Source organism: Acidaminobacter sp. JC074, from assembly GCF_022496765.1.
Lineage (GTDB): Bacteria > Bacillota > Clostridia > Peptostreptococcales > Acidaminobacteraceae > JABXKX01.
In genome coordinates, this window is the sequence record NZ_VANV01000013.1 from 1 (window position 1) to 14,171 (window position 14,171).

15 protein-coding genes are annotated in these 14,171 nt (G+C 33.1%); all 15 read right to left on the reverse strand.

Features of this window, described 5'->3' with window-relative positions:
• A partial coding sequence (locus tag EZV73_RS15095; RefSeq protein ID WP_240841230.1) for a helix-turn-helix domain-containing protein occupies window positions 1-216 on the reverse strand: 216 nt, incomplete at its 3' end.
• Window positions 217-847: 631 nt separating this feature from the next.
• Window positions 848-1,372: a hypothetical protein gene (locus EZV73_RS15100; protein ID WP_240841231.1), complete on the reverse strand. Its 525-nt coding sequence runs from the start codon at window positions 1,370-1,372 to the stop codon at window positions 848-850.
• Window positions 1,353-2,195, reverse strand: coding sequence for a helix-turn-helix domain-containing protein (locus EZV73_RS15105; RefSeq protein WP_240841232.1), 843 nt, complete (start codon window positions 2,193-2,195; stop codon window positions 1,353-1,355). Before EZV73_RS15105 ends, EZV73_RS15100 begins: the two co-directional genes overlap by 20 nt.
• A 551-nt stretch (window positions 2,196-2,746) precedes the next feature.
• A complete protein-coding gene (locus tag EZV73_RS15110) occupies window positions 2,747-3,772 on the reverse strand; it encodes a hypothetical protein (RefSeq protein ID WP_240841233.1) in 1,026 nt (341 codons plus the stop codon).
• A gap of 68 nt (window positions 3,773-3,840) precedes the next feature.
• The gene (locus EZV73_RS15115) at window positions 3,841-4,878 is read right to left on the reverse strand and encodes an epoxyqueuosine reductase (protein WP_240841234.1); all 1,038 of its coding nucleotides are present in this window, start codon (window positions 4,876-4,878) and stop codon (window positions 3,841-3,843) included.
• Between the two features lie 41 nt (window positions 4,879-4,919).
• A complete protein-coding gene (locus EZV73_RS15120; RefSeq protein ID WP_240841235.1) occupies window positions 4,920-5,522 on the reverse strand; it encodes a LysE family translocator in 603 nt (200 codons plus the stop codon).
• A 65-nt stretch (window positions 5,523-5,587) separates the two neighbouring features.
• Window positions 5,588-6,409 (reverse strand): AraC family transcriptional regulator, encoded by an 822-nt coding sequence (locus tag EZV73_RS15125; protein WP_240841236.1) that lies wholly within the window; start codon window positions 6,407-6,409, stop codon window positions 5,588-5,590.
• Between the two features lie 239 nt (window positions 6,410-6,648).
• On the reverse strand, window positions 6,649-7,743 hold the full coding sequence (locus EZV73_RS15130) for a mandelate racemase/muconate lactonizing enzyme family protein (protein ID WP_240841237.1): 1,095 nt from the start codon (window positions 7,741-7,743) through the stop codon (window positions 6,649-6,651).
• Window positions 7,744-7,760: 17 nt separating this feature from the next.
• The gene (locus EZV73_RS15135) at window positions 7,761-8,216 is read right to left on the reverse strand and encodes a RidA family protein (RefSeq protein WP_240841238.1); all 456 of its coding nucleotides are present in this window, start codon (window positions 8,214-8,216) and stop codon (window positions 7,761-7,763) included.
• A gap of 30 nt (window positions 8,217-8,246) precedes the next feature.
• Complete coding sequence (locus tag EZV73_RS15140) at window positions 8,247-8,879, reverse strand: transcriptional regulator (protein WP_240841239.1); 633 nt, start codon at window positions 8,877-8,879, stop codon at window positions 8,247-8,249.
• A 102-nt stretch (window positions 8,880-8,981) separates the two neighbouring features.
• Entirely contained in the window at window positions 8,982-10,145 is a 1,164-nt protein-coding gene (locus EZV73_RS15145; protein ID WP_240841240.1) for a DUF819 family protein, read from the reverse strand.
• Between the two features lie 9 nt (window positions 10,146-10,154).
• On the reverse strand, window positions 10,155-11,192 hold the full coding sequence (locus EZV73_RS15150; RefSeq protein ID WP_240841241.1) for a membrane dipeptidase: 1,038 nt from the start codon (window positions 11,190-11,192) through the stop codon (window positions 10,155-10,157).
• 187 nt (window positions 11,193-11,379) lie between these two features.
• Window positions 11,380-12,351, reverse strand: coding sequence for a sulfite reductase subunit C (gene asrC, locus EZV73_RS15155; protein ID WP_240841242.1), 972 nt, complete (start codon window positions 12,349-12,351; stop codon window positions 11,380-11,382).
• 9 nt (window positions 12,352-12,360) lie between these two features.
• Window positions 12,361-13,155 carry an anaerobic sulfite reductase subunit AsrB gene (asrB, locus tag EZV73_RS15160; protein WP_240841243.1) on the reverse strand — a complete coding sequence of 265 codons (795 nt, stop codon included), beginning with the start codon at window positions 13,153-13,155 and terminating at the stop codon, window positions 12,361-12,363.
• A complete protein-coding gene (gene asrA, locus EZV73_RS15165; RefSeq protein ID WP_240841244.1) occupies window positions 13,155-14,168 on the reverse strand; it encodes an anaerobic sulfite reductase subunit AsrA in 1,014 nt (337 codons plus the stop codon). Before asrA ends, asrB begins: the two co-directional genes overlap by 1 nt.
• Window positions 14,169-14,171 lie beyond the last annotated feature (3 nt).

Consider the following 14,171-nt stretch of genomic DNA (forward strand, 5'->3'; position numbering starts at 1 on the left):
TTCATAATCAGGCACAGGTGTTATACTATCATTAATCTTATTTTCAATCGTCAAACAAGTTTGATCTAACTCATAAATCCCAATGACTTTTCCTTGATCCGTAATACCAAATACAATAACCCCTTCACCATAATTTGCGTAAGCGCTTACCGTTTTTAAGAATGTATTATTAACTTCTTGTTTGTACTCTAAGTCTACTCTTTCATTAATGCCCATATAAACACCTCCATATATATTTTTTACCAGAATCATACAAAAGTGCAACGCAAAATTTTGCGTTCCGTTTTGCGTTCCATTTTGCAACGCAAAAAAAAATAATAAACTACAAGAGCAACCTATTTATACTTTAAAGGCTATCTCATATACTTTCTAAGAGAATTATTAACATTATTTTGATTTACATAGCATACCTCATTGCTGTATCAATTTGCTGACGACCTAACATTCCTAGTCACAGTCTGCCCTACATCTCAGAATTAATAAGTTAACTTCCTTTACCAGAACACAACTTATATTTCTTATAATTTCATAGTTGCAATAACAACCCTAAAGTTTACTCATTATCTCCTTCTTTTCAGTAACTGTAATTCTGCTTGAATGAAAAACTAAGTTCCGTTTTTCTTGAAGTAATGCGATTGCAACACTTAATGCAGTTTTTTTGACTGTAATAAGCATAGAAAATCAATGTTTTTTGATGTATAATATACTTAATTAATAAAAAAATAGTGATTTTTTACACGCAAAACGGACCAGCGTTATTCCATTGCAGAGGTAAGTTCCGTTGGTCTATCTATTTGCAGAAGTAAATTCAGCTAATATCTATCCTATTTTTTATTAGTTTATTGGTTTAAAAGTCCTTCATAGTTAGGGACTTTTTTAATGTCATTTTTACTTGATCTAGGCCATAATAAAGTTCTTCTTTCAGAATCACTTCATTTGGATCTATTTCAATCAAGTCTAATACTTCATATACTTGCTCATCTAGTACAGTTCTACCAACCTCATACGGTGTTCTATTTCCTAAACTACCTCTGTAAACGCTATTTATATTATCCATAAGGTGCTTAAAAATATCAGCTCGAATATTATCAAATGAGGTTCCTTTCGGAAATACATAGCGTATAAATTCATGATTCTTTTCAAGATGTGCCTTTTGATATGAAGCGAGTGGATCACAGTAAAAGACTTTTGTCCTCTTATTGCCTTCACAGTCTGATTCTAAGGCTTCTGGCATTGTAAACTCTGAGCCATTGTCCGTTAAGATAATTTGGAAAGTAGAATTAAAAAGCTCTGTACCCAATTCTAAATTAAGCTTTTCGAACACCTCTAAAACACAGTCTTGTGTCTTCTTTTCAAGTAAAAAGATTAACATTATCGAGACAACTTAAATAGAACAAAGTCATCAAAGCTTTACCACCAGGTCGGCCTATTACTGTGTCCATTTGCACAATACTTAGTTCTGGGTTTTCTTCAACATATTTTGTATAATCCTCATAGGAGCGATTCTCACGATGTCTTGAAGGTTCTACACTCTGTTTCTTTTTCTTACGTTTCTTATACTTAACCTTTCGTCTAAGATCGATATTTCTAACATCCTCAAAAATACAAGCATCTATAAGATTGTATAAGGTTCTTAAAGAACAAGGAATCTTATCAATGTTTGCCTCATAAATGTGTTTTAAAGATTGGCCTTTCTTAATGCCTGCAGTTACAATATCTTCAATTACTTTTAGTTCATCTGGAGTGAAATTAATCCCAAGTCTTGTTTCTCTTAAAGCTTCTTTATAGCCTAAATCTGCTGCTTTAGCTCTATAAAAGTGCTTATCCAAACGACAAGTATACTTACGTTCACATCCATTACATGTATGAGGAAACCTCTTGATAATATCACAATTCTTGAATTCAAAGTTTCTACATACTTTATAACAATTATGCGTCCTACACTTTTTACAGAGCAGTTTACAATAACTGTTACCACATAAATGTTGTTTTATACATTTACTACGTTTTACACAGCCACCTTTAAAATCACTTCTACTTTCCCTAATAAACTTATGACGTTTTATTTCTTTAGAGATAGTAGTTGGATCTTTACTTAAATGGGTAGCTATTTCTTTTAATGAAGCTTTATTGTCTAATGAATGCTCAATATATTGTCTGTCTAACTCATTCAAATGCTTACCTTTATTCTTCATGAGATCTCTCCTTCTACATAAATAGGATAGATATCAATGTAATTATAAAGTTAAATAAATTAGATGTAAAACATTGTGCATAAGTAACTTCCGAAAAAGCCCTGAAAACGGAATTTAAAATTTCATTCTAGGTAACTGTATTTCTAAAAGGAATATCATTTGCTCAAAATTGTATTAATGGTAAAATAAGTAAAAATATTACTCTCTCGGTAATCGATAAGGCCAAATTCCTGTTGAACTTGGTCTCATTATGCTACTTTCGCTACTTAATAAACATCTCTTACTCTATACTTCATAGATATTAAAAGTAATTATCTAATAACGTAGGTTCTCTACTCCCTGTTATACAAAATTCCATTACAAGCAAAACCTTTAAATACAACATTTCTGTATTATTGACAACCACCATTATTTAAACTTCAATAAAAAAATGACCCCAAAAAAAAATTATCTTGCAGGTCATTTCGCCATTTTCCAATAGGGGTAGATATATTGTACTATCATGGTTTCATAAAAAACTTCGGCTTATCAATAAAAAGATTGTCATCATCTCATTTTAGTTTGCTTTGAGCAATTTCATTTTCTAGCTCTATAAAAACAATCTTTTCATTTTCTGAAAAGTTTTCAATTAACTTGCTGCGCCAATACACACCCAGCTCTACTTTGCCTTTTACATTATCAATTCTTACTTTATCCCAATGAATTTTTTTCCGTTTATAGAATAGATCATAATCACAGATGCGCTCTGCATTATGCAAATACTCTAGCCCAACTAGAATCCTTTTAATCTCAGTAGGCGACTTAAATGTAAAAAAACGGACTTGATAGACATCAACTGATTGAAAAATACTAGCTGAGTCTGTCCCCCAAGCTTCTCCTATAATCATTCCTATTTCTAATTTTTCAAACACAAAGTGAAGACGATTGTAGTGTAAATCATATCTACCATATGAATCATATATTTTTATTGTTAATTCAGTCCATTCATATTTTGAGTTTCCAACAGTTAAATACCTAAAATCCTGGGCATTAAGATAATCCATAATTGATGAAAATGACTTGCTTGTACGAACACACTTTTCAAAAATATCATTTACGTCTATAGATCTATGTAAAGCAGAGTCTGTTATAAAAACGACTGTTCCATTACTAATTTTTTCGATAGCACCAACAGTATTTTCAATCGTTCCTTCAATGTCTTCTGAAATCTTATTTATTGTCGCGTCCATGTTGCCAGCAACTCTCATTACAATTAATTTTGGTAAGAACCTTATTTCTGTAATAAATGACTTAGCAATTGGTTTATTCATTAGTCTTGAAGAAAACCGCTCTAAGTTGGTTGGAATTAACATCATGTACTCTACATCAATTTGCTTAACTTCATCACCCATTTTTTGAGTCAATAAAACAACTATTTCATCTTTTTGAGCATCAGAAAGTAAACCATATAAATTGTCGTTTGAGAATCTCACTTTTCTATTAGTACCAAAGTTGATCTCTAACTCATCCATCAATTCATTCATGCTAGAAGTTTCAACAATTACAATAGTGCAAAGTTCACGTATAAGATTTAACATGGAAAACACCACCTTTATGATAGAAATCAGTGCCTAATGTCTAGACAAATACAATAATTATACACATTCTAGTCGTTATTTAATTTAAGTTGTGTTAGAACCCACTTTGCCATATCTCGAACATTTTTATTAGGATCTTTTTTTGAAGCATCCTGTATAATTCGGAGATAGTCAGGTTTAAATGAGTTAAGCATAGCGTTAAGAGCATTCGTTTTAAAACGCCATATTTTGTCTACTGGTATATACCATAACTTAGTTTGAACAATTTCGCTTAAAACGTCATAATCTGCAATAACAATCTGCTCTAGCGATAGTTTTTGTTCAAGCTTTGACAACTCTGGGAACTCTTCAATTTCATTCCATGAATTGCGATTAAACGGACAAACATCTTGACAAATATCACATCCATAAACCCACTCACCCATTTTTCTACTATTAGGTTCCTTTGTTAAATCCCATCCCTCCCATGTGGTTAAACATGAGATACATGTAGATCGATTCATCATGTATGGTTCTGCAAGTGACTTAGTTGGGCAACTATCTATACAGAGTTTACAATTAGGTGGACATGATTTAATTGAATTCTCGACAACATATTCAAGTTTTCTATCTATAAGGAATGCTTCTAGATAGTTCCATGAACCATTATCTGTATAAATAAAATTATTCTTACGAACTATGCCAATACCAGCCTTCACAGCGGCCCATCTTAAAGCGGTCACGCCAAACTTTCTTTCTGTCTTTGTTTCAATACCGTTTTCTTTTAAGTACCTTTCAAACTCAAGGCTATCTTGATAGTCCTTAGAGTTAATATCAACTCTACCATCTGTTAGATAATATTTTCCGAAACGCCCCTTCAAGGAATCAGGTATTAGATACTTACCATACCACCGAGAGCAAATTATAATAGACTTCGCCCATGGATAGTTCACTTTTATATCTGCAAATTCATAAAAATCGTCAAAGTGATTTGCTAACTCCGGAAATTTTTCAATCCTTTCATCTAATTTTTTTGCGTAAGCTTTCATTTCCTCGATATGAACTATTCCACATTGCTCATATCCAAGTTCTTTAGCTTTTAAAACTATATCAACTTCTTTAAGCATAATTAACTCCAAACTATAATAAACTACATAAATAAATTTCCCTAACTCACATAAGCAACAAAAACATGCTCTCTTAATAATGTTAATGCAACAAATACAAGTAAAAGAGCCATCAATTTATTAAATACAACTAAAACACTTTTGTTCAAAATTAAGCTACTGAATCTTTCTCCTAAAAAAGCATAGCTACAAGGTGCCATTCCAGCAATAGTTGCTAAAACCATAGACATTATCACAACTTTAATACCTGTTATGTCATTTGCTGGAAAACTTATTGTTGCGATTGGTAATGTTACCAATGTCGCTTTAGGATTAAGGAGTTGCATTAAAAACCCCTCTTTAAAAGTTAATGAGTTCACAGAAGCTACTTCATTTATATCTACCGTGCTACTATAAACCTTATAGGCTAAATAAAGTATATAAGCTGCACCAAAGCTACTTATATAGACCATATGTTCAGGTTTTATAATTTTCTCACCAGTGTAACCTATCACAAGAAAAAGTATGAATGTTGCAATACCAATTCCTACGAAAAAACCTAACATGCTCTTAAATTTCTTATTTAGGCCCTCATTTAAACTTAAAATGTTTAATGGCCCTGGTGCATAAATAATTCCAAATGAAAACAAAATAATTTCCAACACAATATCAACTCCTTAGTATTATTATATACTTAAAGGTATTTATTGTTTTGGAAATTATTGCTCTTTTAGATATATCTAGTTTTTAAAATATTCTCTTGATACTGATTCGGTGTGACCCCATACGTTTTTTTAAATCTATTAAATAGATGACTTAAATCATAAAACCCAAACTTATTTGCAATTATAATTGGTTCGATCCCCGCCTCGAGTTCTTTCTTAACCAACTCCATTTTCGTATTTAAAATGAATTGATATGGTGTGAACTTTGTTTGTTTTTTAAAACTTCGGATGAAATGATATTTAGAAACGCCAATTTGTTTACTAATCTCATCAATTTCAAGTTTACAATCTATATTATTATTTATAAATTTTATTGCGTTCCTAACATAATCGTCGTTTTGATTACTGTTACAACTCATATTAGATAAGTCGTTGTATCTTATAACATTATAAATAAACTCATCAATACTATTTGAATAATCTTCAATATTGGCTCTTTCATACAAGTCACTAGACAAATTAAGAAAAGATTTTTTCAATTCTTGGTTATTCGAAACTGTTTCTTTGAATCGAAGAATTTTATCTGTATCCTCCAAAAAAATATCAATTGCTTTTCTCGAAATATAAACCATCTTATAAGTTAACTCACAAGCCCCACTAGAATGTCCATTGTGGGGTTCATCAGGATTAAACTGAATTATATTACCTGATTTCGAAACATACTCTTCCCCATTACAAGTAAAACATTGCTCCCCGTTTATTGTCATACCTACAGCGTAATCATTATGAGCATGCAAATTATATCTAAATGAAGATAAGTTCGCATCCATAATTGTTATATCATTCGATAAATAAGGTTTTGAAAAAACTATGCTTTCCTTTTTCATGACCTTCTCCTTAATTATATTTTTTATAATTTCAATTACTTCTACTTGTCAACTTTTTTGTCATGTTTCACAGATTTCAACTTTACTCTTCTTTCAATTGAAATATATAACCTAAAAAAATCGTTCATAAACGTCAACTATAACCTATTACACATCCTTTAACCAGTCCATTGAAAATTGAAAACTCCCTTTATTAAAAATAGCTATAACTTTTACTACTGATTCTAAAGGGAGATTACTTAATTGCTAATCCAACTAATTTTTTTTATCTTTTTTATGCCGAGACCATTTGCCTGACAAGGAATAATCACTGACTTATTGTATGTTACGCCACCTTGTATGATATCATCATTATAAAATAATGGAGCATCCAAATCTAATTTTGTGACATTTTTGCTTGCCATTGCAATCGATGCAGCTGCTGATATACTAATCCTACTTTCCAACATACAGCCTATCATACATTCAATATTACAAACTTCAGCCATCTTAATTATTTGTAATGCGTTATTTACACCACCATTTTTTATAACCTTAACATTTAATATATCTGCTGCTTCCATGCTTAATACATCAAACGCATCTTTTGTAGTACAGATACTTTCATCTGCCATTACTTTTATACTAGTATTTTCTTTTACTTTTTTTAAACCAAGAATATCTTTTGCGACAACTGGTTGCTCTACCAACTCTATTTTAAGACCTTTTTGCTCATATAAATCTAGATTCCTTATAGCCTCTTTCACTGTCCATCCTTGGTTAGCATCGATTCTTATCTCGGTTTGCTCACCTATAGCTTGACGTATAGCTATCAATCTTTCAAGATCCTGATCTGAATCCAATCCAACTTTTATTTTTAGTGCATCAAATCCTTCTTCAACAGCTAAGAGTGATGCATCTATCATTTCTTTTGTCGTTGCAATTCCAATGGTTTTATTAGTCTTTAGGTTATTTGACTCACTGCCTAGGTATTCATACATTGGTAAGTTGAAAGATTTACAACGCAAGTCATATAAAGCCATATCAACAGCAGCTTTTGCTAAATAGTTTCCAACTAAGCTCGTTTGTATCTTTAATAGAATCGTGCTAAAATCCCTTATGTTCATACCAACAATATTTGGTTTAATATGTTTTAATATTGCCTCCGTAATCGAAACTTGTGTTTCTCCTGTTATCTTAGGTGATGGAGCCGTATCTCCAACTCCCCAAACACCTTCATCTGTCTCAATTTGAACAACAATTGTTTGAACATGCTCAACCGTTCTCAGTGCAGTTTTAAACGGTTTTAATAAAGGAATGTTAAGATAACCTATTTTAATATCTTTTATAATCATAAACTTTCACCACGCTTCTAGATTTCTGCAATAAGATCTACTTCAACAGCTGCATTTCCAGGTAAAGCTACAGAACCAATTGCTACTCTCGTATGTTTTCCTATTTCACCAAAAACACTCTCAAGAAGCTCTGAAGCGCCATCAATAACCTGAGACTGATTGTAAAAGTCAGGTGCAGAATTAACATAACCTGTTATTTTCACAATTCTTTTAATCTTATCCAAAGATCCCACTTCTTCTTTTAACAAACTCAAAGCTCTTAATATCGCAACCTCTGCTGCCTTTTTTCCCTCTTCAATACCTAAATCAACACCTAACTTACCCTTGTAAAGTAATTCACTTCCATTTTTAGGCGTTTGGCCTGATATAAAAACAAAAGAGTTCGCTACTAATGCCGGTACATAAACAGCAGCAGCCTTAGGTGCCTCAGGCAATTCTAATTTTAATTTTTCTAATTTACTTTCAACATTCATTTTTGAACGCCTCCACACTTTATTATCAATCTATTCTTTTCGAATGGAGTCTAGATAACTGTAAACAGTTACTTTTGAGATATGCAACTTATCTGCAACTTTATCGATACCACCTTTAATATGGAAAATTCCCTTTGAGTCCATAAATCTAATCAAGTCTAACTTTTCTTCTCTTGACATTCCTAATGGGTTTGACTTACCGATTATTTTATCAATAATTGAATCTGCTATTTCTAACACATTATCAATCGGTTCATCATCAGAGTCAATTAATGTCTCATCTACTTTTAAGAATGCTTCCATCATTTGCCCTATTTCTTCAAACTTACTGATATCATAATTTATGCACATAGCACCAATAACATCGTCCTTTGAATTTCTAATGAATAGAGTTGATGATTTTAATCGTCTGCCATCTTTAGTTGTTGTCAAATAGTTAGCTGTAATATCATTTTCAAAGTTCTTTGATAAAAGTACTTGCTTAATTAATATATTAAAAGTTTCACCTATCTCTTTTCCAGTTACATGTCCATTTGAAATATATACTATCGAGCTTTTGGGCGTTGTTAAGTCATGAATCACAACTTCACAATTCTTCCCAAAAGCTCTAGTAATTAAATCCGCTACTAAATAATATTTTTTTAATGCTTTGTTCTTTCCCATGATTTCTCCTTAACACATATAATTATTTTCAAAAGTTTTAGTTTATAGTTTGTTTCTATAAACAATTATATGACATTTAGAAGACAAATTAAATGGATTTCTTTAAGCGCCGATCAAAAACTTAAGTGCGTACGCAACACCAATACCTAAATAGTTTCCTATTGCATAACCAACAACACCTAAGATTACACCAACTGGAACTAAAGCTTTCCACTTGTTATTCGCAGCTAATGCAGAAGCAGTACTACTAGCACCAATCGCAGCAATCATGCTTACAAAAACATATTGATACTTAATCTTGAATACACGACATAAAACTAAATGTAGTAACATAGAACCGATTAATACAAATGCACAGAATAACATTAAGTTTACAGCTCCTGACGCCGTGAATGACGCAAAGTCAATCATTATACCAATACGAACAAAGAAAAACATAAAGATGAAAAATCCTAAGTCCATACTTGCTTTAATTTCTCTTACACCTTTAATCTGTGCCAAACCAAGTGATAATGTAGTTAATACTAGAATTTTAATAGCATCACTTAAACTACCTCCAAAATATCCTGCAACACCTTTTGAAACGAATGCAACAACAAAAGCTAAAGCTAATGCAATTGCAACTTCAGAAATTGCCCATTCCTTCTTAGCAAATAATTCTTCACCAGAATCATCACCAGATAACTCTTTTTCAGTTAATGAATAAGGCCATAGTTTGCTAAACTTTTCAGAAACTGATAAAAGAGGTGTTACCGCAAATAACATTAGTAATAACGGTAATCCTATAACATAATCGGCAGCATTTGCCAAAGCAAAAGTTTCTGGAGAGGCGTTTAATCCAACTCCTATAGCTGTTAAGTTACTACTACCGCCTGTATATGTTCCTACAAACATTCCACCAAGTTTCCAACCTTCAACAATATTAGGTGCAAAAACAAGCCCTGATGCAATTGTAACTACAGCTGCACTAAAACATGCAATTCCCATTGCTAACATAGGTTGCTTAGACAACTTCATTAAATCTTTCAGGTTTACTTGGAATAACATCAGTGCAATTGCTGGTGGTACCAAGTACTTTGATATAACTTTATAAAACTCACTTTTAAAAGGCAAAATTCCAAAATTACTCAAACCTATACCTATTAATATACAAATAATTGCTGGTCCAAGACTTTTAAGTCTTGTTTTCTGTAAAAGAAAAGAACTCGCAATTGCAATCATAAAAACTGTCAATATACCACTTGTACTCGAAATTAACGCTTCCATACGTCCCCCCTAGGTTTTTAAATATTCTTTTATAACACGTGCAAAATTTCCACCAATAACTTGTTTTAAGTCATTTTCACTGTAACCTCGTTTAAGTAATTCTGCTGTAATCAACAGAGAATCATTTATACTATCCATAACGTCATACTTTCGTTTCATCTCCTCAATTGATACATCGAGGAAAGGAGAGTATCTTATATAATCATTACAATAATCAAAACCAAATCCTACATTATCGATACTTCCGTGTTTTATAATTGAATCTATGTGATCACAAATCTTCATAACCCAATGTTCATCCTCATTACCAATAAATATTCTTAAACTATTTACACCAATCACACCACCGTTAAGCTGTATGGCCTTTATTTGATCAATGGATAAATTCCTATGGTGATCATGAACATCTTTACTATTAGAATGTGACACAATAATCGGCTTCTCAGAATGATTAATCACTTCATAAAAGCCACCTTCACTAATATGTGCTAAATCAATTAGCACATTTTTTTTACTACATTCTTCGACAAACGTTTTCCCAAAGGATAATAAACCTTTCTCATTTGCTTCTGAATCTGAAGAACAAGGATATCCTACTTCATTTTTACGACTCCATAGTAATCCTACAGCTCTTACGCCTAACTTATAGAACTCATCTAAATGCTCAAGCTTCTTCCCAATTGGTTCTACACCTTCAAGTGATAAAATAAAACCAATTTTATTGTTTGTTATAACATCTTCGAAATCATCAATTCTTTTGATAATTTTTGCATGACCATTTGTTTCCTCTACGTCTTTTGAAAATTCATTAATTTGATCTATTGCATATTGGTAAGCGTTCTCTTCACAATATTGGTTTTCAAGAAATACCGCAGCTACAATTATGTTATATCCAGCTTCTTTAAGCTTGCTTAGATAAACTTTTTTCAGCACAGATCTTTCATTGAAATTCCTACGTCGATGATAAACTTCTCCTGGTAAGTCATAATGAGCATTAATAACTATAGAATTCTCATGTATTCTTAATGCTTCAGTTAAATAATTCACATATATAATCCTCCTATAGTTTTTTATACAAAGCTTTGTTTAACGTGATTATATATAATATTTTATACATTGTCAAACAATTCGATATATTTTTTTATTGATTTCGACCTTTTCTGGCAATATATATATTTTTTTATCCGCAGCTATTTTGCTATACTTCATCCCTTTAAACGAGTAATTTCTCATCTTATCTTATAGATTTAGGATAAATTATCCCACTCCAATAAATGTAATCAGCAACTTGTGCCATTTGTGGTAAGACAACACCTCTTAAAGCCCATTTCTTGAACTCAATGAATCCCGTTCTATCTACGATATAGCCAATATGCTCTTTAGGTAAAGACCTATCAATATACTCTTCTACATACTCGTATGTATTCAAGATAATCTTAATAACGCTCTCCTCATCTGCCCAGATAATAAAATCCTCTGCTAATCTAGGATTCCTTTTGCCAGTTCTACCCATAATCGAAAGTCTATAGTACTTGTTTTCGTTACGTGTCCATGCACCTGTTGGACAATGTAATACACACTCCCCACAACCAATACACTTAGAATGGTCTCTTTCAATCTTGTAGTTGTCCATTTTAAGGGCCTCTGTAGAAAGTGATCGACACTTCTTGACACATCGATTACATGAGACGCATTTTTGCCTATCATATTCAGGTAGAGTCATGCCGATAATACCAAAGTCATGCATTCTTGCCTTAATACAATCGTTTGGACAGCCTGTTAAAGCAATCTTTACATGCAAATTATTAGGAAAAATAGCATCTTCAATACGCTTGGCGAATCCACTTGTTTCAAACTGAGCCTTAGGACAGACTCTGTTACCTATACAAGCAGCAACATTTCTCGTCCCCGCTGCTGGATAACCAGTCCCTGGCTCTACTTGATTAATTTCTAATCCCTCAATAACTGGTTGAATCATAGCATTGACTTCCTCTACCTTATCCATATCAATACCTGGAATTTCAAAACCTTGACGTGTAGTTAGATGTAGGTCACCTATGCCATATTCATCTGCGATCTTCTGTAAAACTAATAAATGCTTTGCTTCTATTCTTCCACCTGGTACACGTACACGGAGAGCAGTTTTGTAACGCTCTTTTGTAACACGGTAGGCGTTTTTGGTTAATTTCTTCTTGTTAATATCCATTATGACCTCCTAATCAAATAGTTTCTTTGCATCTGTGTAATTGAATACAGGACCATCTAAACAGATATAGGTATCATCCATTTTACAACCACCACACTTACCTAAGCCACAATGCATTTTACGTTCATACGAAACCCAGATTTTTTCTTCTGGTACACCACGTTTAATATATTCTTCCACTGTGAATTTCATCATCAATGGCGGACCAACAATAACCACTTCCACTTGGTCCATGTTGTTAATCTTCAGGTCAGGTACATACTTGGTTACAAGGCCAACATTACCTTCATAGCCTTCATCTGCCCCATCAACAGTTAGGGTTTGACCCATGCCAGCTGCTGACCATGCGGCTAAATCACTTTTGAAAAGAACGTCTTCAGGTGATTTGAAGCCTACTAATAGGTGAAAGTCTTTGACAAGGCTTTGGTCTGCATGAATCATGTCAATAATGCCCTTAACTGGGGCTAAACCACTGCCACCTGCTGTGATAATCACTTCCTTGTCTTTATAGTTTTTCATTTCAAAACCATTACCATATGGCCCTCTTAAGAAGAACTTTTGACCTGTTTTGAAATTGTGTAATTCATCTGTTACGCGACCAACACGGCGGATGGTTAAGTCAATAAAACCTTGACCAAATCCTGAAACCGAAATCGGACACTCACCATATTTAGGAATAGATACTTCAAAAAATTGTCCTGGAACAATCTCTCCCTCGTAGGCCATTCTAAATGTATATTCAATATCTGTATGCTGAATGATTTCTAAAATCTCCGATGCAAATGGCATATATGCGTTGCCCATTATTTTCCCTCCTTCTCTATAGCTGATAACTTATTAACACACGATGAGAAAGAAATGTACTCTGGACAAGCGTCATCACAACGGCCACAACCAACACACATGTGCTTTCCAAATCGTTTATTGTAATCATGTACCTTATGAAGGGTTTTAAAGCGCATACGGTCACCATGCTTCTTTCTAAAGCCAGAGCCCCCTGCCATATCTGTATAACCATCTACGTGACATGAAGTCCAAACACGACGTCTTTCACCTGTATTATCATTGTCCTTGTAGAAAATATCTTGCATCCCGAAGCATGTACACGATGGGCAAACAAAATTACATTTACCACACGCCACGCATCTGCTGTCATACTCTCTCCAAAGATCTTGTTGCGCCACATCTTGACCATCTAATGCCTTAGGCACATCCACTATAGTTTCATTTGTAGTAACGAAGTCCATTTCAAATACAATGTTTTGGTCTTGGTCAAAGCCTGCAAAAGCTTCTAGTAAATCACTGTCTTGAATATCTAAATAAGCACCATCATCAGTCGGCTTAACCCCAATAGCATATTGGTCAGTCTTATTTGTTCCCATAGACACACAGAAGCAATTTCTATAAGAATGTTGACATCCAATTAGGGCTACTTTCACACGTTCTCTAATTTGCTTATAATATGGGTCCACCGGACCATTATCTAAGTAAATTTGGTCTACTCTATCTAACGCATGTACATCACAAGCACGTAAAAACAATAAGATTTGTTTTTGGCCTGCTGTTGGCACCTTGTATTCATCCTCCGTAAAGTAAAATAAGACTTGGGTAATGGGCTGTAAAATTTCTTTAGCCGAGAACTGAGCCTTTTCTTCAAACTCAATTTGTTCAAACTTTGTCACTTCTTCATATCGAATAGAATCCGTATCAGACATAGTACCACGTTTTGATTTTCTGACTGGTCCAATCAACGTATAGTTATCCTGAAGAAGTTTTAATGCCTTGTCGAAGGCATCATAGGTCATTTTTGTTTTCACCTC

What these genes read in the sequence shown, in the direction of transcription:
- EZV73_RS15100 (WP_240841231.1), bottom strand. Translation starts at nt 1,372, where the DNA reads ATGTTAATCTTTTTACTTGAAAAGAAGACACAAGACTGTGTTTTAGAG.
- EZV73_RS15105 (WP_240841232.1), bottom strand. Translation starts at nt 2,195, where the DNA reads ATGAAGAATAAAGGTAAGCATTTGAATGAGTTAGACAGACAATATATT.
- EZV73_RS15110 (WP_240841233.1), bottom strand. Translation starts at nt 3,772, where the DNA reads ATGTTAAATCTTATACGTGAACTTTGCACTATTGTAATTGTTGAAACT.
- EZV73_RS15115 (WP_240841234.1), bottom strand. Translation starts at nt 4,878, where the DNA reads ATGCTTAAAGAAGTTGATATAGTTTTAAAAGCTAAAGAACTTGGATAT.
- EZV73_RS15125 (WP_240841236.1), bottom strand. Translation starts at nt 6,409, where the DNA reads ATGAAAAAGGAAAGCATAGTTTTTTCAAAACCTTATTTATCGAATGAT.
- EZV73_RS15130 (WP_240841237.1), bottom strand. Translation starts at nt 7,743, where the DNA reads ATGATTATAAAAGATATTAAAATAGGTTATCTTAACATTCCTTTATTA.
- EZV73_RS15135 (WP_240841238.1), bottom strand. Translation starts at nt 8,216, where the DNA reads ATGAATGTTGAAAGTAAATTAGAAAAATTAAAATTAGAATTGCCTGAG.
- EZV73_RS15140 (WP_240841239.1), bottom strand. Translation starts at nt 8,879, where the DNA reads ATGGGAAAGAACAAAGCATTAAAAAAATATTATTTAGTAGCGGATTTA.
- EZV73_RS15145 (WP_240841240.1), bottom strand. Translation starts at nt 10,145, where the DNA reads ATGGAAGCGTTAATTTCGAGTACAAGTGGTATATTGACAGTTTTTATG.
- asrC (WP_240841242.1), bottom strand. Translation starts at nt 12,351, where the DNA reads ATGGATATTAACAAGAAGAAATTAACCAAAAACGCCTACCGTGTTACA.
- asrB (WP_240841243.1), bottom strand. Translation starts at nt 13,155, where the DNA reads ATGGGCAACGCATATATGCCATTTGCATCGGAGATTTTAGAAATCATT.